General features: G+C 74.0%; 25 protein-coding genes. 8 read left to right on the top strand and 17 right to left on the bottom strand.

Annotation, left to right across the window (positions count from 1 at the left end):
• Positions 1–56 precede the first annotated feature (56 nt).
• The 7 genes from FHU33_RS24810 to FHU33_RS04695 form a co-directional block, all read right to left on the bottom strand.
• Positions 57–227 carry a hypothetical protein gene (locus tag FHU33_RS24810; RefSeq protein WP_170182320.1) on the bottom strand — a complete coding sequence of 57 codons (171 nt, stop codon included), beginning with the start codon at positions 225–227 and terminating at the stop codon, positions 57–59.
• A gap of 54 nt (positions 228–281) precedes the next feature.
• Positions 282–575, bottom strand: coding sequence for an MGMT family protein (locus tag FHU33_RS04720; RefSeq protein ID WP_142024314.1), 294 nt, complete (start codon positions 573–575; stop codon positions 282–284).
• A 94-nt stretch (positions 576–669) separates the two neighbouring features.
• Complete coding sequence (locus tag FHU33_RS04715; RefSeq protein WP_142024313.1) at positions 670–1,254, bottom strand: TIGR03086 family metal-binding protein; 585 nt, start codon at positions 1,252–1,254, stop codon at positions 670–672.
• A gap of 100 nt (positions 1,255–1,354) precedes the next feature.
• Entirely contained in the window at positions 1,355–2,515 is a 1,161-nt protein-coding gene (gene moeZ, locus FHU33_RS04710) for an adenylyltransferase/sulfurtransferase MoeZ (protein WP_142024312.1), read from the bottom strand.
• 114 nt (positions 2,516–2,629) lie between these two features.
• Positions 2,630–3,583, bottom strand: coding sequence for a mechanosensitive ion channel family protein (locus tag FHU33_RS04705; protein ID WP_142024311.1), 954 nt, complete (start codon positions 3,581–3,583; stop codon positions 2,630–2,632).
• A 229-nt stretch (positions 3,584–3,812) separates the two neighbouring features.
• The gene (locus tag FHU33_RS04700; RefSeq protein ID WP_246063269.1) at positions 3,813–4,730 is read right to left on the bottom strand and encodes a DUF3152 domain-containing protein; all 918 of its coding nucleotides are present in this window, start codon (positions 4,728–4,730) and stop codon (positions 3,813–3,815) included.
• 134 nt (positions 4,731–4,864) lie between these two features.
• Positions 4,865–5,947: an alpha/beta fold hydrolase gene (locus FHU33_RS04695; protein ID WP_142024309.1), complete on the bottom strand. Its 1,083-nt coding sequence runs from the start codon at positions 5,945–5,947 to the stop codon at positions 4,865–4,867.
• 68 nt (positions 5,948–6,015) lie between these two features.
• Between FHU33_RS04695 and FHU33_RS04690 the strand changes: the two genes are divergently transcribed.
• Entirely contained in the window at positions 6,016–6,645 is a 630-nt protein-coding gene (locus tag FHU33_RS04690; protein WP_142024308.1) for a TetR/AcrR family transcriptional regulator, read from the top strand.
• A 115-nt stretch (positions 6,646–6,760) separates the two neighbouring features.
• Complete coding sequence (locus tag FHU33_RS04685; protein ID WP_092195138.1) at positions 6,761–6,997, top strand: DUF3107 domain-containing protein; 237 nt, start codon at positions 6,761–6,763, stop codon at positions 6,995–6,997.
• A 55-nt stretch (positions 6,998–7,052) separates the two neighbouring features.
• On the opposite strand, the gene FHU33_RS04680 is transcribed toward FHU33_RS04685, so the two are convergent.
• Together FHU33_RS04680 and FHU33_RS04675 are read right to left on the bottom strand one after the other, a co-directional pair.
• Positions 7,053–7,787, bottom strand: a complete 735-nt coding sequence (locus FHU33_RS04680; protein ID WP_142024307.1) for an SDR family NAD(P)-dependent oxidoreductase — start codon at positions 7,785–7,787, stop codon at positions 7,053–7,055.
• The gene (locus FHU33_RS04675; protein WP_246063268.1) at positions 7,784–8,437 is read right to left on the bottom strand and encodes a ferritin-like fold-containing protein; all 654 of its coding nucleotides are present in this window, start codon (positions 8,435–8,437) and stop codon (positions 7,784–7,786) included. The genes FHU33_RS04680 and FHU33_RS04675 overlap by 4 nt, the downstream gene beginning before the upstream one ends.
• Positions 8,438–8,792: 355 nt before the next feature.
• Here FHU33_RS04675 and FHU33_RS04670 point away from each other — a divergent pair, with 355 nt between their 5' ends.
• The 4 genes from FHU33_RS04670 to FHU33_RS04655 are packed head-to-tail and all read left to right on the top strand — an operon-like array spanning position 8,793 to position 13,441.
• Entirely contained in the window at positions 8,793–10,457 is a 1,665-nt protein-coding gene (locus FHU33_RS04670; RefSeq protein WP_246063267.1) for a DEAD/DEAH box helicase, read from the top strand.
• 5 nt (positions 10,458–10,462) lie between these two features.
• On the top strand, positions 10,463–11,608 hold the full coding sequence (locus FHU33_RS04665; RefSeq protein ID WP_142024305.1) for an outer membrane protein assembly factor BamB family protein: 1,146 nt from the start codon (positions 10,463–10,465) through the stop codon (positions 11,606–11,608).
• Between the two features lie 43 nt (positions 11,609–11,651).
• Entirely contained in the window at positions 11,652–12,569 is a 918-nt protein-coding gene (locus FHU33_RS04660) for an alpha/beta fold hydrolase (RefSeq protein ID WP_142024304.1), read from the top strand.
• Positions 12,566–13,441, top strand: a complete 876-nt coding sequence (locus tag FHU33_RS04655; RefSeq protein ID WP_246063266.1) for an oxygenase MpaB family protein — start codon at positions 12,566–12,568, stop codon at positions 13,439–13,441. The genes FHU33_RS04660 and FHU33_RS04655 overlap by 4 nt, the downstream gene beginning before the upstream one ends.
• A 65-nt stretch (positions 13,442–13,506) precedes the next feature.
• Here FHU33_RS04655 and FHU33_RS04650 read toward each other — a convergent pair whose 3' ends face one another.
• From FHU33_RS04650 to FHU33_RS04635, 5 genes are all read right to left on the bottom strand, one after another.
• Entirely contained in the window at positions 13,507–14,361 is an 855-nt protein-coding gene (locus FHU33_RS04650; RefSeq protein WP_142024303.1) for a RecB family exonuclease, read from the bottom strand.
• Between the two features lie 37 nt (positions 14,362–14,398).
• A complete protein-coding gene (locus tag FHU33_RS04645; protein ID WP_142024302.1) occupies positions 14,399–15,256 on the bottom strand; it encodes a PHP domain-containing protein in 858 nt (285 codons plus the stop codon).
• A 22-nt stretch (positions 15,257–15,278) separates the two neighbouring features.
• Positions 15,279–15,920: a PH domain-containing protein gene (locus FHU33_RS04640; protein WP_142024301.1), complete on the bottom strand. Its 642-nt coding sequence runs from the start codon at positions 15,918–15,920 to the stop codon at positions 15,279–15,281.
• A gap of 12 nt (positions 15,921–15,932) precedes the next feature.
• Positions 15,933–16,091 carry a hypothetical protein gene (locus tag FHU33_RS24805; RefSeq protein WP_170182319.1) on the bottom strand — a complete coding sequence of 53 codons (159 nt, stop codon included), beginning with the start codon at positions 16,089–16,091 and terminating at the stop codon, positions 15,933–15,935.
• 164 nt (positions 16,092–16,255) lie between these two features.
• Positions 16,256–16,879: a DUF6758 family protein gene (locus tag FHU33_RS04635; protein WP_142024300.1), complete on the bottom strand. Its 624-nt coding sequence runs from the start codon at positions 16,877–16,879 to the stop codon at positions 16,256–16,258.
• A 98-nt stretch (positions 16,880–16,977) separates the two neighbouring features.
• On the opposite strand from FHU33_RS04635, the gene FHU33_RS04630 reads away from it, so the two are divergent.
• The gene (locus FHU33_RS04630; protein WP_246063265.1) at positions 16,978–17,424 is read left to right on the top strand and encodes an NUDIX hydrolase; all 447 of its coding nucleotides are present in this window, start codon (positions 16,978–16,980) and stop codon (positions 17,422–17,424) included.
• A gap of 31 nt (positions 17,425–17,455) precedes the next feature.
• On the opposite strand, the gene FHU33_RS04625 is transcribed toward FHU33_RS04630, so the two are convergent.
• The gene (locus tag FHU33_RS04625; RefSeq protein ID WP_142024299.1) at positions 17,456–17,962 is read right to left on the bottom strand and encodes a MaoC family dehydratase; all 507 of its coding nucleotides are present in this window, start codon (positions 17,960–17,962) and stop codon (positions 17,456–17,458) included.
• A 241-nt stretch (positions 17,963–18,203) separates the two neighbouring features.
• Positions 18,204–18,497, bottom strand: a complete 294-nt coding sequence (locus FHU33_RS04620) for a WXG100 family type VII secretion target (RefSeq protein ID WP_142024298.1) — start codon at positions 18,495–18,497, stop codon at positions 18,204–18,206.
• A gap of 150 nt (positions 18,498–18,647) precedes the next feature.
• On the opposite strand from FHU33_RS04620, the gene FHU33_RS04615 reads away from it, so the two are divergent.
• Positions 18,648–22,949 (top strand): type VII secretion EssC family protein, encoded by a 4,302-nt coding sequence (locus tag FHU33_RS04615; RefSeq protein ID WP_142024297.1) that lies wholly within the window; start codon positions 18,648–18,650, stop codon positions 22,947–22,949.
• On the opposite strand, the gene FHU33_RS04610 is transcribed toward FHU33_RS04615, so the two are convergent.
• Positions 22,892–23,404 (bottom strand): DUF6912 family protein, encoded by a 513-nt coding sequence (locus FHU33_RS04610; RefSeq protein ID WP_142024296.1) that lies wholly within the window; start codon positions 23,402–23,404, stop codon positions 22,892–22,894. The genes FHU33_RS04615 and FHU33_RS04610 overlap by 58 nt on opposite strands.
• Between the last annotated feature and the right edge of the window lie 38 nt (positions 23,405–23,442).

Raw genomic sequence — 23,442 nt, 5'->3', positions numbered from 1 at the left:
GGAATCACGGACGGCCGACAGTTCCGCCGACGTCTGGGGTGGGTGGGACAAACGCCTCAGGTCAGGGCGAGTGCGGCCTCCCTGATGCCTGCCTCCACGATCAGGTCCGCTGCCGTCGTCAGCCAGCCGGCCACCTGCAGCAGCGGCCACTCGCCCTCGCAGTCGAGGGACGCCGTCGCCGCGACGAGCCCGGCCTGCGCCACGGCACTGCACGCGATGCTGTTCATGCCCAAGAGTTCGGCAGGAACCACGGTGAGCTGTAGCGGCCGGCGGCGACCGACTCAGTCCGGCCAGCGGACGGCGGACAGCACCACGCGCCCGTCGCGCATCGGCACGCCCTCGGCGGCGAGCAGCTCCAGCTGCCGCACCCGCACCGGCTCGGCCGCCGACCCGTCGGCCCGCACGACGCGGTACCAGGGCACCGCGCCGCCGCCCGAGGACAGTGCCCGCGCCACCCGCCGAGGGCCGATGCCGATCAGGGCGCCGACCGCCCCGTACGTGCTGACCCGGCCGGGTGGGATGCGCTCGACGACGTCGAACACCGCCTCGTCGACGTCGGCCGGGTCCGGGGTCACCCGCCGATCATGGCAAGCGATGACCCTGAGACGGCCAGGACGGGGCCGACGATGTCCGCCCGAGGGACAGCGTGGCGGCGCCAGTGGCGCGGACTCAGCCGCGGCGACCGAAGCGCGCCAGCAGCCGGGTCTGCGGCGACGCGGACGGCGGGACCCCCAGCGGGGGCTCGAACAGCCCCGGCACGCCGTCCTCGGGCAGCCGCTCGGCGTAGACCAGCGCGGCGGTCACCAGTTCGCCGTCCAGGCTGGTGTCGCCGTGGGTGGCCGACGCCAGATCCCAGGCGTGCACGGTCAGGTCGGCGGTCATCTCGAAGATGTACTCGGCCGCCGGCATCGGGCCGCGGGAGAGGTGCACGGTGCGCTTGAGGGCGTCGTCCTCCGCGAAGGCCGACAGTGCGCCGTCCGCAGCGGTCTCCCAGCCGGTGAACGGATCGTCGCCGAGCAGGTCGTCGGTCCCGTCCGGGAATCGGCCCTCGATCAGGTCGACCGGCTCGCCGGCCAGCAGCGGCGGCACCCACAGTGCCTCGTTCACCAGGTGCGCGACGAGATCGGCGACGGTCCAGCCGGGGAGCGCCTCGTCGTCCCACTGACCTGGCTCCACGGCGTCGACCCGGTCGGTGAACTCGTTCTGCGCGCGCTGGAAGAGCTCAAGCAACTCCACCGGGGAGAAGTCCGACATGCCGTCAGTCAATAGAAGGACCTCGCCCCTCTCAACCCGAGCAAGCTCGGGCCGAGCCTCCGGGCGAGGCCAGCGTGCGGGCGGGGAGGACGCCCTGCTCTCAGTAGGTGGGCAGCGCCTTGTCGATGCGCGTCGCCCACGCCGTCACGCCGCCCTGCACATGCACGGCGTCCCGGAAGCCGGCGTTCTTGACCGCGGCCAGGGCCTCGGCCGAGCGCACGCCGGTCTTGCAGTGCAGCACGATCGGCTTGTCCTGCGGCAGCTGCGCCAGGGCGCGGCCGGAGAGGATCTCGTCCTTGGGGATCAGCTTCGCGCCGGGGATGGAGACGATCTCGTACTCGTTGGGCTCGCGGACGTCGATGAGCTCGAAGTCCTTGCCGGCGTCCATCATGTCCTTGAGCTCGTCGACGGTGATCGTCGAGCCGGCCGCCGCCTCCTGGGCCTCGACCGAGACGACGCCGCAGAAGGCCTCGTAGTCGATGAGCCCGGTGATCGGCTCGCCCTCGGGGTCCTTGCGCACCTTGATCGTGCGGAAGGTCATCTCCAGGGCGTCGTAGACCATCAGCCTGCCGAGCAGCGTCTCGCCGATACCGGTGATCAGCTTGACCGCCTCGGTGGCCTGGATGGCGCCGACGGTGGCGCACAGGACGCCGAGCACGCCGCCCTCGGCGCACGACGGCACCATGCCGGGCGGCGGGGGCACCGGGTACAGGTCGCGGTAGTTCGGGCCGTGCTCGTTCCAGAAGACCGAGACCTGGCCGTCGAACCGGTAGATCGAGCCCCAGACGTAGGGCTTGCCCAGCAGCACGCACGCGTCGTTGACCAGGTAGCGCGTGGCGAAGTTGTCGGTGCCGTCGACGATCAGGTCGTACTCGCCGAAGATGTCGAGCACGTTGTCGCTGTCCAGCCGCGTCTCGTGCAGCCGGACGTCGATCAGCGGGTTGATCTCCTTGATGGAGTCGCGCGCGCTCTCGGCCTTGGACCGGCCGACGTCGGACTGCCCGTGGATGATCTGGCGCTGCAGGTTGGACTCGTCGACGGTGTCGAACTCGACGATGCCCAGCGTGCCGACACCGGCGGCGGCCAGGTACATCAGCACGGGCGACCCGAGGCCACCGGCGCCGACGGCGAGCACCTTGGCGTTCTTCAGTCGCTTCTGCCCGTCCATCCCGACGTCGGGGATGATCAGGTGGCGGCTGTAGCGCCGGACCTCCTCGATGGAGAGGTCGGCGGCGGGCTCCACCAGGGGTGGCAGGGACACGGATTGCTCCTCTGATCAGCGGACAGCGGCCCCGTGGGACCAGCGTTCACGCGGACAACAGCGGAACAGGCCCGGCTCTTCCCGCCGCGCCTGGGAGGGTCGCCGCGGATCGGCTCAGGCGTCCGGGGTGACCCGCAGCGGCGGCAGCCCGACGACCTCGAAGGTGGCCGAGGCCAGGCCGATGCCGGCCTCGTCGAGCTCGGTCAGCAGCTCGCGGGCCATCTGGTCCTTGACGTCGCGCACCCCGTACACGCCGGTCAGGAAGCGGGCCGTGAGCTCCAGCCAGTTGTCGGTGAGCCGCCAGTACACCTTCGGCTCGAGATCGGCGCCGCGGACGAAGTACTTCTGGCGCATCTGGGCCAGCGCCTCGGCCGGCATGTCCTCGGCCGCGACGGTGTGCCGCCGCGCCGCCGCCAGCAGGATGGCCTCGGCCCGCGCCCGGTCGTCCTGGTAGCGGATCGGCAGGGTGACCTCCTCCCACAGGTAGGGGAAGTCACGGGTGTAGTTGTAGACCGCCTCGTCGAAGACCTTGTCGTTGGTCACGGTCACCACTCGCCCCGTGTACTGCCGGCTGCGGACCCACTGTGCGGGATCGGCGTTCTGGACGGCGGGCGGCTGCCCCATCTCCATGATCGTGGTGCGGATGAACCCGAGGGCGATGACGTCGCCGCGGACGCCGCCCATCGTGATCCGGTCCCCGACGTTGAAGGTGTCCCCGCGGAGGATCACCACGTAGCCGGCGAGGGCTGTGATGACCTTCTGCAGCGCGAACGCCAGACCCGCCGTCACCAGGCCGATCCCCGTGGCGAGGCGACTCGGGTCGTCGAACCAGATGGACAGGAAGCCCAGCAGCAGCAGGAGCGCGGCGACCAGGTTGATCGCCTGCCGGGTCCAGAACCTCGCCCGTTCGTAGTGCAGGCCGCGCAGGAGGGTCCGGGCGAGGAACCGGGCGGCCCATCGCAGGAGGAGCAGGGCCAGCACCAGCCCGAGGGTGAGCAGCAGTTTGATGCCGTTCTCCTCGCTGAGGAACAGCAGCCGGATTTCCTGTCCGAACACCTCGACGGTCATGCCGTCAGTGTGCTGGGGCGGTCCGTGAGGGGGGCCGAAGGCTCCCCGAGCGGACCGCCGGAGCCGCGCTGCGCCACCGGGGCGGCACCTGAGTCGCGGATCACGAGGCAAGCCGCCCTGCGAGGCGCGTGCGCGGAGCGGGGGCCGGAGGCTCCCCGACGGGTGCGCGGAAACGGCTCAGCGCGACAGGGGAACGGAGACTGGCCGCGGTGTCGTCCCGGAGGGACGACTATGGGTAGGGCCAGGCGTTCTTGACGCAGCCGCCGAGGCTCAGGGTCTGCTGCACCATGACCGGGGCCGGCAGACCCGCCCCCGGGCAGTCGACGTGCCCGTTGCCCAGGACGTGCCCGACCTCGTGGTTGACGACGTACTGGCGATACGTGGCGATGTCGCCGTCGTAGTGCGGGACAGCGGTCGCCCACCGGGCCAGGTTGATGACGGCGCGATCGCCGTAGCGGCAGGAGGTGTATCCACCGGTGCCCACACCCGGGCAGTAGGTCTCCATGCTGCCCGGGGTGACCAGGCTCACCCGGAAGTCGAACTGCCCGGCCGCGGCCTCCGCGGCGCCGACCCGCTGGAAGGACATCCGGCCCTCGCTCCCCCAGGATCGCGGGTCGGCGAGGGTGGCCTCGACGGCCTGCGCGAAGGGGGCGCCGGCGACGCCGCTGCCGTCCTCCACCTCCACGATGAAGCGGCGCAGCGGGCCGGCGCCGGAGACGGCGGAGGTGCCGTCGACGACCGTCAGGCTCCCGGCGCCCTGCTCCACGTAGCTCTCCACGCCGGCGGTGGGCGGCGCCTCGGGCGGCGCCACGTCACCCTCCGCCGGAGCGGTCGGGGTGGTCTCCGTGGCCGGCTGCGGAACCGGCGCGGGCTGGGTGACCGGAGCCGACGCGGTCGCCGGCGCGGCTGCGGCGGTGTCGGCCGGAACGCCGGGCGTGGTGCGGGCCAGGTCGACCAGGACCGCGATGGTGGCGAGGGCGAGCAGCGGGATCGCGTACGCGCGCCAGCCGTAGCGCCGGGCGAAGCCGCGGAGCCTCCCCGGCCGCTGCCGTGCGCTCGGCCGCGGGCCGGCCGGGTCGGGAAGGCCCGGGCGGGCGACCAGCGGGCCAGGACGTTCGGCGGTGCGGACCTCCGGACGCGCCGTCACCGGGCGCGCGGACGGCGGGACCGGTGGGCCGGGGCGAACACGGCGCACGTCATCGGGGCGACCGCCCGGAGGACGGCCGTCCGCGGGGCGTCCTCCCACAGGCCGCACTCGTGCTCCTCGTCCGTCTTCCGGCGTCAGCTTCTCAGCGTCTCACGCTGTGTCGCGAGTCCAGGCGCAGCGCGCGGCTCACGGCACGCCGCGGCCTCCTCCACCATGCCGAGGACCGCCCGGGCGGTGGCCTCCGGCGCCTCCAGCATGGCCAGGTGCCCGACCCGCTCCAGGACCTCCAGCCGGGCATCGGGGACGACGGAGGCCAGCCGCGGCGCCATCGCGGGGTCGACCAGCCTGTCGCGGGCTCCCCACAGCACCAGCGTCGGCGGCCGGAGGGTGCGCGCCGCGCGCCAGGCGTTCGCCGCCCCGACCCGCAGGTAGGACGTGATCAGGCCGCGCATGCTCCGGGTCAGCGCATGCCCGGCCCATGGCTGCTGGGCGCGCTCGCGCATTTCCTGGACCGCCTGCTCGACCCGCTCCGGCGGCACCCTGCCGGGCTCGCCGAAGCACATCCGGATCATGCCCCGCACGTTCTCCTCCGGCGTGATGCCGCCCATCCGCCGAGCGGCCAAGGTGGGGATGCCGGGTACGAGGAGCAGGAGCAGGGCGCGGCTGAACGCCGGTGGGACGCGGTAGACGGGCATGGCCGGTGACACCAGCGTCAGGGTCGCCACCAGGTCGGGACGACGCGCGGCGACGAAGAGGCTGACCAGTCCGCCGAGCGAGTTGCCGAGCAGGTGCACCGGACGCCCCGCCGCCTTCCCCGGCTGCGCGACGACGTGCTCGAGGACGTCGACGACCGCGCGCACGTGACCGCGGATCGAGTACCGCCCCCGCGAGGGTGGCTGCGACCGGCCGAAGCCGGGCAGGTCGAGCGCCCAGCCGTCGAACCGGACGGCGAGCAGCGCGGCGAGGTCGGTCCAGTTCGTCGACGCCCCGCCCAGGCCGTGGACGTAGAGCGCCCGCTCGCGGGGCGCGTCCTCCGCCGCACCGTCGACCGGGCCGGTCCACGGGGTGGTGCGCACGAAGACCTCGCCGCCGCGGACAACCAGCGCCTCCCCCGGCCAGAGCGGGAGGAGCGAGGTGCGCGCGGGCAGCGGGGTGGCCGACGGGCGCGCCGCCGGGACGTCGGCCGCCGCGACGTCGGGCGGAGGGGCCTCGGACATCCGGTCGACGGTAATCCCCGCCGGCCGGGCATGCGGTACGAGAACCCGCCGGTAACATCCCCGGTGCCATGCAGCCGCCCCGTCCCGCCGCCGTCAACAACCGGCGCACGTCCCGACTCCCCCGGGGTGCGCGTCGGCTCCAACTGCTGCGTGCCGCGCAGGACGTCTTCGTGGCCCAGGGTTTCCACGCCGCGGCGATGGACGACATCGCCGACCGGGCCGGTGTCAGCAAGCCGGTGCTGTACCAGCACTTCCCCGGCAAGCGGGAGCTGTACCTGGCCCTGCTCGAGGAGCACGTCTCCGAGCTGGCCGACCGCGTCGCGCAGGCGATGGGCGGCACGGACGACAACCGGGCCCGCGTGGACGGCGCCGTCGGGGCGTACTTCGACTTCATCGACGCCGAGGGCGAGGCGTTCCGCCTGGTCTTCGAGTCCGATCTGCGCAACGACCCCGACGTCCGGGCGATCGTCGACCGGGGCACCGGCGCCTGCGTCGAGGCGATCGCCGAGGTGATCGCCGCCGACACCGGCCTCGACCCCGAGCGCGCGCTGCTGCTCGCCTCCGGGCTGACCGGGCTGTCGGAGACCAGCGCGCGCTGGTGGCTGCCCCGCAAGGGGACCGTCTCCCGCGACGAAGCGGTCGCCCTGGTGACTGCTCTGGCCTGGCGGGGCATCTCCGGCTTCCCGCGGGTCGAGTAGCAGGACCCGCCTGCGCGGGGTCACGTTCGCTGACGGCGCAGCCGCACGGCGGGCCGGTCGCACCACCGCTGGGCTAGCGTGGGGGTAGTCGCGCGAACGAGGAGGCATCGCCCACGTGGAAGTCAAGATCGGCGTCCAGCACTCCCCCCGGGAGCTGGTCATCGACAGCCCCAAGACCCCTGACGAGATCGCTGCGGATGTCGCCGCAGCCATGTCCGGCTCGAGCAAGGACGGTCTGCTGACCTTGGTCGACGAGCGGGGTCGTCGTGTCGTCGTCCCCGTCGACCGGATCGCCTACGTCGAGATCGCGCAGGCCGACCAGCGCCGGGTCGGCTTCATCGCCGGCGCCTGAACGCACACCCCGACCGGGGCGTCGTCCGCATCCTGCGGGCGGCGCCCCGTTCTCGTCAGTGGGCCTTCAACTCGACGACGGTCCGCCAGGTCTCCTGCGGGCCTGCGGTCTCGGCCACCAGTTCGGCGTAGACAGCGGCCACCCGGTCGGGGTGGATCTGCTCGTCCTCCCCGACCAGCCCGCGGACCGTCACCGTGGCCACGTGGATGCCCTCGGGCGCCAGCGCCTTGGCCTGCACGTCCACCAGAGCACGCAGCGCCGCCTTCTGGACGCCCAGGCTCGCCATCGAGGGGATGGGCCGGTCCGCCGACCCGCCGCCGGTGACCAGGACGGTGCCCGTTCCGCGCTCCCGCATCCCGGGCAGGACGGCGCGGACCGCCGTCTGCAGGCCCACCGCCCCCGCCGCCAGATCACCCAGCAGGTCCTCCGGCGCCAGATCGGGCACGGCGGCCGCCCGGCCCACGGACACGTTGTAGAGCAGGACACCGACCGGCCCGAGGGCCGCCGTGAGCGACTCGACGGCCGCGGTCAGCGATCGTGGGTCCCCGGCGTCCGCCGTCGCCCACTCCGTCCGGACGCCGTCCTCGCGCAGCGCGCTGCCGATCTCGGCCAGCGGACCCTCCCTGCGGGCGACCAGCCCGACGGCGTAGCCGTCGGCGCCGAGCCGGCGGCCGGTGGCCTGGGAGATGCCCGTTCCGGCCCCGACGACGACTAGGTGCGGCGCCCGACGGCCCCGGTGCAGGGGCCCGCGCCGAGCGTGCGAGGCGTGGGGGGCATCGGGGTCCTTCACGGGTTGAGCCCCAGTGCCTTCATCCGCTGGGTGTGGGCGCTGGTGATGCGCTCGATCAGCCGCGCGACGCCGGAGATGTCACCCGTGCCGGCGATGATCAGCTCGGCCAGCCCGTCGTGCTCGGCGATGACCGCCTGCGACTGGCTCATCGCCTCACCCACGAGCCGCCGTCCCCAGAGGGACAGCCGGCCGGAAACCTTGCGGTCGGCCTTGATGGCCGCGCGCACCTCGCGGACGGCGAAGTCGGCGTGGCCGGTGTCGGCGAGGACCTCCAGCACCAGCTCGCGGTCCGGGTCGGGCAGGAAGGCGGCGATCTCGCGGTAGAAGTCGCTGGCCAGCCCGTCGCCGACGTAGGCCTTGACCAGCCCCTCCAACCAGGTGCTGGGCCGGGTGCTCTCGTGGAACGCGTCGAGGGCAGGGACGAACGACGCCATGGCCTGCGACGGGTCGGCACCCAACTGCTCCAGCCGTTCCACCAGCCGGCAGTGGTGCCCGATCTCGGCCGCCGCCATCCTCGCCAGCGCGGCCCGCCCGGTGAGCGTGGGCGCGAGCCGGGCGTCCTCGGCCAGCCGGTCGAAGGCGGTGAGCTCGGCGTAGGCGAGCGCGCCCAGCAGGTCCACGACGGCACTGCTGTCGACCGAGGTCGTCACACACATCTCCTGGAATCCACGAGGGGCCGCCGGTCGGAACAGGTGGCGCAGGTCACCTGGGACAGCGCGGCGCGCAGAGGCTAACCGGTGGCCGCGCTACCATGGGAATCGGTGCACCTCCGGGTGCGCTGTGTATCTGTGCGCTGACGACCGCTGGACGACGCCCTCTCGGGCTGTCTCCCGGGCCTGATCTCCGGAACGCCCGGTTCTGCTGGCTGCGTTGGCGCTGGAACTGATCCCGCGACAACCCACCGGGACAGGACCGCCGCGACGAGCGCGACGGAACCTCTCCCCCGGCAGACCAGAGGCGAGAGCACTGACCTCCATCGAGAACACCCCCACGCCCGAAACCCCCGTGGCCACCGAAGCGGTCGCCCTCGAGCACGCCGAGACCGGCGCGCCCGCCCCCGAGGAGCTCGAGTCGCAGGTCGAAGAGCTCGGCGGCGCCCCCGTCGCCGGCGACAGCCCGCTGTTCAGCGACTTCGACGTGCACCCCGACATCGTCGCCGCGCTGACCGAGGTCGGGATCACCCGCACCTTCGCCATCCAGGAGCTGACTCTCCCCCTGGCGCTGGCCGGCAACGACCTGATCGGCCAGGCGCGCACCGGCACCGGCAAGACCCTCGGCTTCGGCGTCCCGATGCTGCAGCGCATCAGCCCGCCGGCCGAGGGCGGTGACGGCGTCCCGCAGGCGCTGGTCGTCGTCCCCACCCGTGAGCTGTGCGTGCAGGTCGCCCGCGACCTCGGCGCCGCCGGCGCCAAGCGCGGCATCCGGGTGCAGGCCATCTACGGCGGGCGCGCGTTCGAGCCGCAGGTCGAGTCGCTGCAGAAGGGTGTCGAGATCGTCGTCGGCACGCCCGGCCGGCTGCTCGACCTGGCCCAGCGGGGCGACCTGATCCTGGGCAAGGTGAAGGTGCTCGTCCTCGACGAGGCCGACGAGATGCTCGACCTGGGCTTCCTGCCCGACATCGAGCGGATCCTCGCGATGGTTCCGGACAAGCGGCAGACGATGCTGTTCTCCGCGACGATGCCCGGCCCGATCGTGACCCTGTCCCGCTCGTTCATGACCCAGCCCACGCACATCCGGGCGCACGGCAACGACGAGGGCTCGACGGTCCCGCAGACCACCCAGTTCATCTACCGGGCGCACAACCTCGACAAGCCCGAGCTGCTCTCCCGCGTGCTGCAGTCGCGGGACCGCGGCCTGGTCATGGTCTTCTGCCGCACCAAGCGCACCGCGCAGAAGGTCGCCGACGAGCTGGTCGACCGCGGGTTCGCCGCCGCCGCCGTGCACGGCGACCTCGGCCAGGGCGCCCGCGAGCAGGCGCTGCGCGCCTTCCGCAGCGGCAAGGTCGACGTGCTGGTGGCCACCGACGTCGCCGCCCGCGGCATCGACGTGACCGGCGTCAGCCACGTCGTGAACTACCAGTGCCCCGAGGACGAGAAGACCTACGTGCACCGGATCGGCCGCACCGGCCGGGCCGGCAGCACCGGTGTCGCGGTCACGCTGGTCGACTGGGACGACATCCCCCGCTGGCAGCTGATCAACAAGGCGCTCGACCTCGACTTCGCCGACCCGCCGGAGACCTACTCCACCTCCCCCTGGGTCTACACCGACCTGGACGTGCCCGAGGGCGCGAAGGGCCGGCTGCCCCGCTCGCAGCGCACCCGCGAGGGACTGGACGCCGAGACCCTCGAGGACCTCGGCGAGACCGGCAAGCGCAACCGGCCGACCTCCGGCGGCCGCGGGGATTCAGGTGGGCGGGCCGGCCAGCGCGGTCCCTCCGGCGGCCGTCAGGGCGAGCGTCCGGGCCGGTCGGCCGACGGCGAGCAGGGCGAGGGCAAGAGCCGCCCCCGTCGCCGCACCCGCCGCACCGGCGCGCCCGCGGCCGAGGGCGAGTCGAGCCCTGCCGCGTCACCGGAGTCCACGCCCACCGAGGGCGCCGCGAGCAAGCCGCGCCGCCGTCGTCGCCGCGGCGGCGCCAACCGCGGCGGCGGCGGCTCCGAGTCCGCCGCCTGAACGTGATGCCTCCGTTCCGCCGGCCGCCGTTGCGGGTGTGGGTGTGGACGGCGGGCACCGTGGCACTGGTCCTGATCGCCGCCCTGCTGTGGCGGGGCTCGGACGCGGCCGCCACGGAGAGCACCACCGCGCCGCCGGCCGACGTCCCCTCCGGGACGCCGGCCGGTGCCGTCTCCGAGGCGTGGTCGGCCGACGGCAACCCATTGCCTGAGAGGATCGTGTCCGAGGGCCGGGTCGTCGTCGGATCCGAGCACGGGATCCGTGCGCTGGACCCGCTCACCGGCGAGGAGGCGTGGCACTACACGCGGTCCAACGCCCGGATGTGCGGCCTGACCGTCACCGACGGCGTGGCCGTGGCCGTGTTCGCCACCGCGGACCGCTGCGACGAGGCCGTCGCCCTGGACGCGGGCACCGGCGTGCGGGAATGGACCCGGAGCCTCGACCTCGCCGGGGACGCCGTCCTGGACTCGACCAGCGCCATCGTGCTGGCGGTCAACCCCACCGGGGTCCTCACGCTCGACCCGACCGGCAGCGGCATCCGCTGGCGCCAGGCCGCCCCGGAGGATTGCCGGTTCGTCGACGCGGACACCGGGAGCACCGGCGTCGTCGTGCTGCAGCGCTGCGAAAGCAGTTCCGACGTGCAGGTGCGCCTCCTCGACGGCTTCGCCGGCTCGGAGCACTGGAACCGCGCCCTGCCTGCGGCCGAGGACGACGCCGTCCGGCTCCTGGGCGCCGACGGGGCGGTGACGGTGCTCGTCGGTGACGAGGTCCGGATGCTGAGCGGCCCGGACGGCGCGGAGCTGGCGCGGCTGCCGGTGCCAGCGGGCACGACGGACGTCGAGCAGGTGACCGTCGGCCCGGTCTCGCTGGTGCGGGTCGACGACACGGTGACCGTGCGGGACACCTCGTCGGGCGCGGTCCTGTGGGAGGCCCCCGCGGTCGGACTGCCCGTGCCGGCGGACGCCAAGGACGCCGCCCGGCCGGGCTCGCTCGTGCTGCCGGACCGGGACGGGTTCTCGTTCCGGGACGTGGCCACGGGCGCCGAGCTGTCCCGCTCCGCGATCGCCGATCTGCCCCCCGGAGGAACGGCATCGGCGATCGGCCCGGCCGTCGTCCTCCGGTCGGACGACGGCGTCGTCGGCTACCGCTGACCCGCTGCTGCACGCCCGGCCGCAGCGGGGTTCACTGGGGGCCATGGTCCTGCCCGGCGGCGCAGAGTTCACCGTGCCCCTCGCCATCGCCCCCGACGATCTGCGGCAGCTCGCCGTCCACGAGGCTGCGCACCGGACCTTCCCGGGTCGCGCAGGCCCGTTGACCGCGCTGGACACCGGTGGCGAGGCTGTCCGCGGCACCGCGTTGCTGGTCCCGGGCTACACCGGCAGCAAGGAGGACTTCGCGCCGCTGCTGGCCCCCCTGGCCGGGGCCGGCTACCGGGTGGTCGCGCTCGACCAGCGCGGGCAGTACGAGTCGCCCGGCCCCGACGACCCGGCCGCCTACTCCGTCGAGGAACTCGGGCGCGACGTCCTCGCCGTCGCCCGGGTCCTGCGCGAGGAGTCCGGCGAGCCGCTGCACCTGCTCGGGCACAGCTTCGGCGGCCTGGTGACGCGGGCCGCGGTGCTGGCCGAGCCGACGCTCTTCACCTCCTTCACCCTGCTCGGCTCGGGGCCCTCGAAGCTGGGCGGCCGGCGGGCGGAGCTGCTGGACCATCTCGGCCCGCTGCTGGACGCCGGCGGCGTGCGGCTGGTGCACGAGACGCTCGAGCAGGTCGCCATGACCGATCCGCGGGCGCAGGCGGTGCCGGCGCCGACGCGGGACTTCTACTCCCGCCGGTTCCTGCGCAACTCCGAGGCGGGGCTGCGCGGGATGGCCGATGCGATGCTCGAGGAGCCGGACCGGGTGCCCGAGCTGGCCGCGGTCGGAGTGCCGCTGCTCGTGGCCCACGGCGAGGCCGACGACGCCTGGCTGCCGCACGTGCAGGCCGACATGGCGCAGCGGCTGGGCGCGCGCCACGAGGTCATCCTCAACTCCATCCACTCCCCCGCCGTCGAGAACCCGGTGCGGACGCTGGAGGTGCTGCTCGACTTCTGGGCCGGCGCCGCGGTGCGGTCATGAGCCGGCTGGCCCCGCTGCCCTCGCCGGACGACTGGACGGCCGAGGAGGACCGGCTGGGCTTCTTCGGCCCGGACAGCATCACCTGGCGGATCCACGGCGATCCCTCGTACCACGTGGGCGGCCTGCGGGCCCTCATGCTGCAGGCGCTGCACCCGGTGGCGATGGACGGCGTGGCGCGCAATTCCACCGGCTTCAAGGACGACTGGTGGATGCGGATGACCCGCACCGGCGAGTACATGGAGACGGTCACCTTCGGCTCGCGCACCGAGGCCCGGCGGATGGCGGCCCGCGTCCGGGGCTACCACCGTCAGCTGTCCGGTGTGGAGGAGAGGACCGGCCGGGCGTACCGGGTCGACGACCCCGACCTGCTGCTCTGGGTGCACGCCACGGCGGTCGACTCCCTCCTGTCGACGGCGCGCCGGGCGGGTGTGCCCCTGACCGACGACGACGCCGACCGGTACGTGACCGAGCAGGTGGCGTTCGCGCACCTGGTCGGCGTGCCGCTGGAGACGGTGCCGCGGTCGGTGGCCGAGCTGGACGCCTACCTGGAGGACACCCGCCCCTCACTGGCGGTCACGCCGGCCGCGCTGGAGGGGGTGCGCGACCTCTTCCTGCCACCGATGAAGGGCTGGGTGCAGCTGCTCACCCCGGCCCGTCCGGCGTGGGTGACGCTGGCCTCACTGGGCTTCGCGACCCTGCCGCCGTGGGCGCGGCGGATGTACTCGCTGCCCGGCCTCGGGCTCACGGACACGGCGGCGACGGCGGCGCTTCGGGCACTGCGGACCGCCCTGGTGGCGGTGCCGGAGCGGACGCGCTGGTCACCGATCGCGCGGGCCGGCTGGGAACGGGTGACGGAGGTGCCGGCCGCCTGAAAGAGGACCCTGCTGCCCCCGCACCTCGCACGCTCGGCGCGGACTCCTGCAGCGCGGCCGTTCCCTCAGGTGCCCTTCTCGTCCTCGGCGAGGAAGCTCCACGTCTCGCGCGGCGGGACGGCCGCCTGCCCGGTCGGGCAGCTGGGCCGGAAGTCGCACCAGCTGCATTGCTGGCCCGGGACCGTCGGGAAGGCGGCGTCCGGATCCTCGCCGGCCGCCATCTGCTCGGTCGCCGCGGTGATGTCGACGGCGATGTCCTCCGCGCGCCGGACGTGGTTGGCCAACGACCGCTCGGTGTGCTCGAAGGCGGCCACCGTGCCGCTGGGCAGGTGGTGCAGCTCCACCCGGTTGCACGGCCGCCGCAGCGTGCGACGCACCCCGAGCACGTAGGCCGCCAGTGCCGGTGACCCCCGGGCCTCGTCGTCGGTGGAGGGCACCCGCCCCGTCTTGTAGTCGACGATGACCAGTTCGTCGCCGCGCTGGTCGATGCGGTCGACCCGGCCGGACAGCGCCAGCCGCCCGGTGGTGGCACCGACCGTGCGCTCGTTGCCCACGGGCTCGTCGGTCGGGTCCAGCGTCGGCACGTAGTCGGTCATCCAGCCCGCGGCCCGCGCGCGCCACCGGTCGGCCTGCTCGGCGTCCCGGAACCCGTTCTGCGACCACGCCGCGTACAACAGCTGCCGCGCCGCCCCTGTCGTCCGCTTCTGCACCGGGAGGTCCCACCACGAGCGGAGCGCGGCGTGCACGGCCGCACCGACCGTGTTGTGCGCCCACGCCGGCCCCTTGGGCGGGGTCGGCCGGTCGACGTAGGCGTACCGGTAGCGGCGGGGGCAGTCGGCGAAGGACGCGAGCTTGCTGGGGGTCGCGGAGAACAGCCGGCGCGGCATGCCCGGCATCTCCATCTGCGCGCTCGTCCCCATGGCGCTCACGGTAACGAGCGGGTCCGACGGTCCCGGCTCAGTCGCGGAACGGCGTGCTGCCGGTGCCGGCCGTCAGGATCGCCTCGAACTGGTCGGGGTCGGTCGTGCAGGCCGCGATCGGGGTGACCTTGTTGGTGCCGTGGTAGTCGCTGGAGCCGGTGATGATCAGCCCGAGGTCGCCGGCGAGGCCGCGCAGGTGGGCCCGCTCGTCGGGCGAGTGGTCGGGATGGTCCACCTCGAGCCCCAGCAGCCCGGCATCGACCATCGTGGCGATCGCGTCGTCCCCGACGATCCGCCCCCGCTTGGTGGCCAGGCCGTGGGCGAAGACCGGGACCCCGCCGGCCGCGCGCACCAGGGCGATGCCCTCGCGGACCTCGGTGTCGGCCTTCGTGACGTAGTAGGGGCTGCGGTGGTGCAGCAGGGTCGCGAATGCGTGGTCGACCGAGTCCGCCGCGCCCGCCTCCACCAGGGCGCGGGCGATGTGCGGGCGCCCGACCACGCCGCCGTCGGACCGCTCGACGATCCGCTCCCACGACACCGGGTACCCGGCCGTGGCGAGCGCGGCCACGATGCGCTCCCCGCGCTCGAGCCGCTCGTCGCGCAGCCGGGCCCGCTCGGCGGCGAAGCCGGGATGGTTCGGGTCGAACAGGTAGGCAAGCAGGTGGACGCTGATCGGCGGCTGGTCGCCGGGGAACCACCGGCAGGACATCTCCATGCCGGGCACGACGGTGAGGCCGGCGGGGCGCGTGGCCTCGGCCACCGACCAGCCGGCCGTCGTGTCGTGGTCGGTCAGGGCGACCGCGTCGAGGCCGGCAGCGCAGGCGCCGGCGAGCAGGTCGGCGGGGCTCTCGGTGCCGTCGGAAACCGAGGAGTGGGTGTGCAGGTCGATCCGCATCACGGCCCAGCCTGCCCCAGGATCACGGGAGGCGCGGGATGGGCTCGGTGTCCCGCCGTCCGCCGTCGCCTGCGGGTGGCCGCGGAGGCGGCGGCTCCGGGTTGCCCTCGTCGTCACCGCTGGAGGCGGCTCCGCCCCCGCCGCCCCAGTCGCTGCTGAAGAGGAGTGCGCTGACCCGGCGATAGAGGACGTCGGCGCCCGGCAGGAAGGTGATCTCCGACAGCGCCTGCTGCTGCCCGGCGGACTCGAACCGGAAGGTGCCGTACCCGAGCACCTGGCCGAGGAGTGTCTCCTTCCAGGTGAGGTCGGTGATCCGCCGCAGCGGCAGGAGGGTCACCGTGCGCACGATGACACCCGAGGTCAGCAGGACGCGACGGGTGCTGACGATGAAGTGCCGCATCCACCACTCGCCGACCCGCAGGCCGTAGTAGACGAGCGAGCCGAGGATCACCAGGAGCCCGGCCGAGCTGGTGACCCGGTTGTCGGGGTCGAACAGGAGCAGCCAGCCCCCGGCGACGAAGAACGGCAGGAACTTGGCCGTCGGCTCGATGAGCACCGCCCAGTGCCGGCGGGTCGCGACCACCGCCGTCTCGTCGGGCAGCAGGTACTTCTCGACGTCCTTGCTGGCCCGGGGAGGGAGCTCCAGGGGCGCGGGTCCGGTCATGCGGTCAGCGGACTAGACCAGCGAGCCGACGAACTGGGCGAGCGAGGACGCTGCGTCGCCGAGCGCCTCCCCGGCGCTGCGCACCAGCTCGGCGGAGTGCTCGGGGGCCTGGATGACGTAGAAGACGACGAATGCCACGACCAACCAGGTGACGACCTTCTTGAGGTTCACCGCCACCTCCACGGGTGCGCTCGTGCGGGCAGGCTCCGGTGGGTGCGAGCCTGCGGGTACAGGGTCCACCCCCTGGGGCGGACGGCTTCGTCCCATGGGTAACAGAGAGCCCAGGCGTCACACCGGCGACGCGCCGGTCAGGAAAGCGACCGGTCGGGTTCCGCTCAGCGCCCGGGGATCAGGTGCTCGCTCGGCGGGCCCAACGGCAGGTCGGGGTAGATGCGATCGCGCAGGTCGATGAGCTCCAGCTGCTCGGCGAGCAGCCAGGCGGCGTTCATCGGCCACATGACCAGCCACAACCAGACGCCGTAGGCCTCGCCCACGAAGGCCGCGCGGTCGTCGGCCGTCGGGACGGCCCACAGCGGAGCGTGCTGTCCGGCCGCCTTGACGTCGACCGACGAGGGCCCCTCGATCACGTCGCCGGGGTCGAGTCCGGGCAGGCCGGCGTACCCGCAGCCGACCCCGGTGCCCGGTTCCTCGGCGACCAGGACCAGCTCGGCGGAGCCGCCGAGCGGCGCCGGGCCGGCGCAGTCGACGACGATCGCCCGGGCGCCGGGCTCGCCGCCCCAGGCCATGCCGGTGACCGACCACCCGGCCGGCATGGGATCGGGAACCCAGGCGGGCACGCGGGCATCCGCGGTCACTGCGGAGATCGCGTCGTGGGCCACGAGGACGGTGTGGTGCAGCGGCGTGACCGCGCCGTGCACGTGGCACCACGCCTGCGCGGCCGAGCCGGGCCGGACGACGAGTGTTTCGCCGCATCGGGGGCAGACCGGCGAGACGCTCATCGGGCATCACCGTCCTGGGACATCCGGTAATCGTCAAGCGGGGCGCGACGCCACCGCCGGGACGGCCACCGGTAGGTCCCCTGGGTAGCGTGCCGTCCGTGCCGCCCGAACGACCCGCCACCCCCGGACCCGTGGACGACGGGCCGCCGGTCGTGGCGTGCGTCGGCGCCGTCGTCCTGGATGCCGACGGCCGGCTGCTGCTGATCCGGCGTGGCCACGATCCGCACGCCGGGCTGTGGTCGCTGCCCGGTGGGCGGGTCGAGGAAGGCGAGACCCTCGCGCAGGCGGTCCGCCGGGAGGTGCTCGAGGAGACCGGCCTGAGGGTCGCCGTCGGGGACGTGGTCGGGCAGGTCCGCATCCCCGCCGGCACCGTCGTGTACGACGTGGTCGACCTGGCCTGCACGCTCGATCCGCCGGACCAGCAGCCGGTGGCCGGCGACGACGCGATCGATGTCGTGCTCGCCGACCCCGCCGCCCTGGACCGGTTGCCGTGCACCCCGCGGCTGGTGGAGACCCTCCGCGCGTGGGGAGTCCTCCACCACTGACGCCGCCGCCCGGACCGCGCCGGCAGGAGCCTCAGCGCGGGGTGGGCTCCGGACGACCGGGCTGTTCTCCGCCGCGGGCCTTGCCGTAGGACTGCTTGGGCACCATGACCTTGCGGCGGAAGATGCAGACGACGGTGCCGTCCTGCTTGTAGCCGATCGTCTCGACGTACACGACGCCCCGGTCGTCCTTCGACTTCGACGGGGTCTTGTCGAGGACCGTCGTCTCGCCGTAGATCGTGTCGCCGTGGAACGTGGGTGCCACGTGCCGCAGCGACTCGATCTCCAGGTTGGCGATGGCCTTGCCGGACACGTCCGGGACGCTCATGCCGAGCAGCAGCGAGTAGATGTAGTTGCCGACGACGACGTTCTTGCCGAAGTCGGTGGTCTTCTCCGCGTAGTTCACGTCCATATGCAGCGGGTGGTGGTTCATCGTGAGCAGGCAGAACAGGTGGTCGTCGTACTCGGTGACGGTCTTCCCGGGCCAGTGCTTGTAGACGGCCCCGACCTCGAACTCCTCGTAGTACCGACCGAACTGCATCTGCTGGCTCCCGATGTGGACGACTGAGCCGGACACCGGGCGCGGGAGCCGCCGGCCCACCCGCGGGCGGCCGGCAACCCACGACGGCGCACCGGGGACCGCCTGGACGGGTGGTGATCTTACGGACGGCTCTCCGCGCCGCCTCCGTGCCGCCTCCCGTGCCGCCTCCTGAGCCGGAGCTGCGTCCGGCGGCGACCCGTGGGCGGCCGGACGCCACCCACGGCGTCGCTGTGCCGAGGACTCAGAGCATCGCGCCGATGCGCGCGGCCATGTCGGCCTCGTGCTGCTGGTAGGAGGAGGCGACGTTGGTGAGCAGTGCGCCCATGCCGGTCAGGGCGTCGCTGACGCCCTGAGCCGACATCCGCCACTGCTCGTAGAGCTGGCTGAACTGGACGGCCGCCTGGCTGTCGGTCCACCCGTCGAGCACCGAGGTGTTGATGCTGCTGGACAGGGTGGCGTGCCGGCCGGCGGTGTCGGCGGCCTCGGCGCGGCACTGGCCCGCCATGGACTGCAGGGTGGCGATGTCGACCTTCACGGTTCCTCCTCGGTCCGGGTCCATCCCGGTGGCGGCGAACGCTAGGGCGTCCGGCGCCGACACCTCCCCCGCTGTCCACAGGCCCGTCGCTGTCCACAGATTCGCCGCGACCGTCCCGGCGGGTGGCCGGCAGCGGACAAGATCGCGACCGTGACCGACTTCCCGACCGGCGATGCCCCCGGTGTACCTGCCGCCCGCTGCTGGACGCTGGCCGGCGACCGGGGCACGCTCGACGTCGAGGTCACCGCGGCGCGCCACCACCGGCTGTGCGAGGTGCTCCCGGCGATGACCGACGTCGTCGGAGGGCCGGTCGACGGCCTGTGGGCCGGATCCACGCGCCTGGCCGACGACACTCCCCTCACCGCGTCGGTGCTCGACCACGGAGCGGTCCTGGGCGTGGGCCGGCCGGTCCGACGGCAGCACGCGGGGCGCACTCCGAGCGCACTCGAGCTGCACGTCGTCGGTGGGCCCGATGCCGGACGCTCCCTCCCGCTCGGCCAGGGGCACCACGTCATCGGCCGCAGCAGCGATGCCCAGGTGCGGCTCGACGACCCGGACGTGTCCCGCCGGCACGCGAGGGTGCACGTCGGCGGCGGCTCCGTCACGGTCACCGACCTGGGGTCGAGCAACGGGAGCCGGCTCGACGGTGCCGATCTCGCGGAGGACCCGCGGGAGTGGCCGGCCGGCGCGGTCCTCCGGCTCGGCGCCAGCGCTGTGGTGCTCGCCGGACCCGTCGCGCCGCCGCCGACTCTCGACCCCGGACCGGACGGGCGGCGGCGAGTGCGCCCCGTTCCGCGGATGAGCGCACCAGCGCCGGAGGTCGAGGTGCGGTTCCCCCGGCCGCCGGCCTCCGCTCCCCGCCGGCGGCTGGCCTGGATCGCGGTCGCTCTGCCTGCGGTGGGTGGCGTGACGATGGCCTGGCTGCTGAACGCTCCCACGTTCCTGTTCTTCGCCCTGCTGAGCCCCGTGGTGGCGCTCGCGACCTGGTTGTCCGAGCGGTGGTCCGGACGCCGCAGCGGCCGGCGGGAAGCGGCCGCACACGCCCTCGAGGTCCGAGCCGCCGAGGCGCGACTCAGCGAGGCCGTCCGTGCAGACATCCGCGCCGCCGAGGCCGCATACCCCGACCTCGCGGCACTGACCGTGGCCGCCCGACGGCGCACCTCGCTGCTGTGGAGCCGTACGCGCGACGACCAGGAGGCACTCGGCATCCGCATCGGCAGTGGCCCGGGAACCACCCGGGTGGTCCGCATCGACGGCGAGGGGGCGCGGACGCGGGAGACCGCAGCCCATCTGCCGGTGGTCGTGGACCTCCGCACCACCGGCGGGCTGGCGGTCGTCGGTCCTCGGGAACGGACCGCGGGCTCGCTCTCCACGGTGGTCGCCCAGATCTGCGCGCTGCACGCCCCCGGGGAGGTGGACCTTCTCCTCCTGGTGGCGGCGGACCGGCTGTCGGACTGGGCCTGGAGCCGTTGGTTGCCCCACCTGGATCCGGGCGCGGTCCACGTCCTCCTCCCGGAACCGTCGGTCGAGGAGCACACGACCGACGACGGCCTCCACGCACGCCTGGCGGCGCTCGTGGCCGGGCGACGGGCGATGGTCACCGGGCAGGCGGATCCCCGGCCCGGGTGGCTCGTGGTCGTGGTCGACGGCCCCGTGCATCCGCGGACCTCCGCCACTCTGCGCGCGGCTCGTGCTGCCGGCGTCGTCGTCCTCACCTCGGCGGACACGCAGGAGGAGCTCACGGTCGACGTCGACGCCGTGCTGCGGCTGTCCGGGGAGACGGGCGACACCGGCGTGCTGAGCCGGCAGGGCCTTCCCGACCGCAGCGGGGTGGCCGTCGACCGGCTCTCCGCCAGGCTGGCTGCTGATCTGGCCCGAGACCTGGCCGCCCTCACACCGGTGGCCACCGACAGCACGCTCCCTCGTCGGGTCCGTCTGCTCGACGTGGCCGGTGCCGGGCACCAGCCCGGCGAGACGGACCAGATCGCCGTGTCCTGGTCCCGCGCCCGCGACCGCCTCGTGGCCCCGCTGGGGCGAACCGCCCACGGACCGCTGACGGTCGACCTCTGCCGCCAGGGGCCACACGCACTGATCGCGGGCACCACCGGGTCCGGGAAGTCCGAACTGCTGCAGACCCTCATCGCCGGGCTGGCGTTGAACCACCCGCCCGACCGCTGCTCGTTCCTCCTCGTCGACTACAAGGGGGGCGCCGCCTTCGCCGAGGCCGCCGCGCTGCCGCACACCGTCGGACTGGTGACCGACCTCGACGGGCAGACCACCGCGCGCGCCCTGCGCTCGCTGGCAGCCGAGCTCACCCGGCGCGAGGCGGTCCTGGCCGCCCACGGAGTGGCCGACATCGCGGGCCTTCCCGACTCGGCCGACCTGGCCCGGCTGGTCATCGTCGTCGACGAGTTCGCCGGCCTGTCGGAAGAACTCCCGGAGTTCGTGCCGGGGCTGGTGGCCATCGCCCAGCGGGGCCGTTCCCTGGGTGTTCACCTCGTGCTGGCCACCCAGCGGCCCAGCGGAGTCGTCTCGCCGGAGATCCGGGCCAACTGCAGCCTCCGCATCTGCCTCCGCACGACCGACGAGGCGGAGTCCCGCGACGTCCTCGGTACCCCTCAGGCGGCACACCTGCCGCTCGACGTGCCCGGCCGTGCCTGGTTGCGCTCCGGCAGCGGCGCACCTACGGCGCTCCAGGTGGCCCGTGTCGCCGGGCACACCCCGGTGGCGGCCGGCACCACGCCCACGGCCCGGCGCTGGAGCTGGCCGCTCTCCGAGACGCCGCACGCCGAGCGCCGCACCGCCGCGGGCGACAGCGACCTCGCCCGCCTCTGCCGCGCCCTGACCGAGCGCTGCCGGAAAACCGGCGTACCGACGCCGCACCGTCCGTGGCGACCGCCGCTCCCCGACCACATTCCCGCCGGCGCGCTCGACGAGAGCACTCCTCCGGCCTGCTCCGAGCGGGCGCTGCTCGCCCTCGGGCTGATCGACCGTCCCGACCAGCAGTCGCAGGAGGTGCTGCGGCTGGACCTCGACGACGGGGGCACCTGGCTGGCGGTCGGCGGACCCCGGAGTGGCCGGACCACACTGCTGCGGACCGTGCTCGGCGAGGCCGTGAGCCGGTTCGGTCCCGATGAGCTGCACGTCCACGTGCTGGAGGCCGGCGCCGGGATGCTGGCCGGCGAGGCCGCGCCGCTCCCCCACAGCGGCACGGTGGTGAGCGGCGAGGACCCGCTCCGGACAGTCCGGCTCGTCGACCGGCTGGCCCAGGAGATCGCGAGCCGACGAGCGGGGACGGGCAACGGCGGGAACCCGAAGATCCTGCTCCTCGTCGACGGCGTCGAGACGATCAGCACCCTGCTCGACGAGAACGACCCGGGTCGTGGATCGGCGAACCTCCTCAGGGTGATGCGTGACGGCGCGGCCGTCGGCCTCACCTGCGTCGCGACCGCAGACCGCGCCGTGCCCGGCGGCCGCCTCGCCGCAGTCGCACGTCAGCGACTCGTCCTCCCGCTCCCGGATCGCGCGGACTACGCGGTGGCCGGCATCGCGGCCCGGGACGTCCCCGCACAACGGTCCCCGGGCCGGGCGCTGGTCGGCGAGGAGGGACGGGAATGCCAGCTCGCGCTCCCCCGGGCGGTGACCCCCGCAGCACCGGGCGGGCGCCCCCGCCGGGAGCCGCTGCGCATCGTCCAACTGCCCGCCGATCCCTGGCTGACGCTCCCGGCGCACGACTCGGTCTCCGCCCGCCTGGCAGACCCCGCTGAGCTGCTCCTCCCCATCGGGCCAGGGGGCGACGAGGGCCGGCCACTCACCGTGGATCTGCTCCGTACCGGGGGGCTGCTGGTGACCGGGCCGGCTGGCAGCGGCCGCTCCTCGGCGTTGACGGCTTTCGCCCAGCATCTGTCGGCCCTCGGCGCGGCCGTGCTGCTCCTCGGCCGACCGCGCACACCGGCCGCCGACGCGCAGGACCCGGTTCCCGGGGCTGTCCGGCTGGACGCAGCGGACGAGACCGGCACATCGGAGTGGCTCGACGGCCTCGACGGCCGCCCCGGGGTCGTCGTCGCCGACGGCGTCGGCGCCCCGGCGGACATGCCGGCCCTCACCCGGATCACCGGCGGCACCCACGGAGGAGTGGCCCTCGTCGCCGCCGCGAACGCCGGTTCCCTGTCGGCGCACTACCAGGGGCCGGTGGCCGCCCTTCGGCGCAGCCGCACCGGGCTCCTGCTGTGCCCGGGCCCCGGTGACGCTGATCTGCTGGGCGTCCGGCTCCCCCGGACCCCGCTTCCCCAGCGCCCCGGGAGCGGCTGGCTGGTCACCGGCGCGGGGATACAGCGCGTGCAGGTGGCCCGGCGACAGATGCCCGCCCCTTCGGAACCATGGCCGGCGGGGGGTCAGAGCAGGTCGAGCGCCGAACCCATCTCCTGGCGTGCGTACCAGGCCAGCTCGTGACCCTCGGCCTGGTCGACGACGAACTGCGCGTCCTCGCTGCCCAGGTCGGCCTCGAGCACCACGTTCACCGCCGCGCGGACGTCGTCCTCGGCATCCGCGCCGTCGATGTGCGCGCTGGCGACGTCCTGCACCCGGATGCCGGCCTCGACGCGCGCCGCGCCCCGGTCGGTGTCCGGGTCGTCGATCGGCTGCACCCCGCCGTCGGGGACGTCGGCGGCCACGACCACCCGCCGGCGCGCCGCGGTGGGATCGATGTCGATCAGCCGCAGGCTGGCGCGAGCCGCCCCGAGCAGGGCCGCGTACTCCAGCTCCTCGACGTCGGCATCGGCGTCGCTCAGCTCGTAGAACTGCCGGAGCTCAGGTGTCACCGCGAAGACGGTGTGCGGTCCGGGCAGGGCACCCTCGTCCACCAGGGTCCGCAGGACCGTGGTGGTGGCAGGCAGGTACACGCGCACCCGGATCGCTCCCTTCGTCGAAAGAGCGACCGTATCCC

The sequence above is a fragment of the Blastococcus colisei genome, from assembly GCF_006717095.1.
GTDB lineage: Bacteria > Actinomycetota > Actinomycetes > Mycobacteriales > Geodermatophilaceae > Blastococcus_B > Blastococcus_B colisei.
This window is presented reverse-complemented; position numbering and strand designations above follow the sequence as displayed.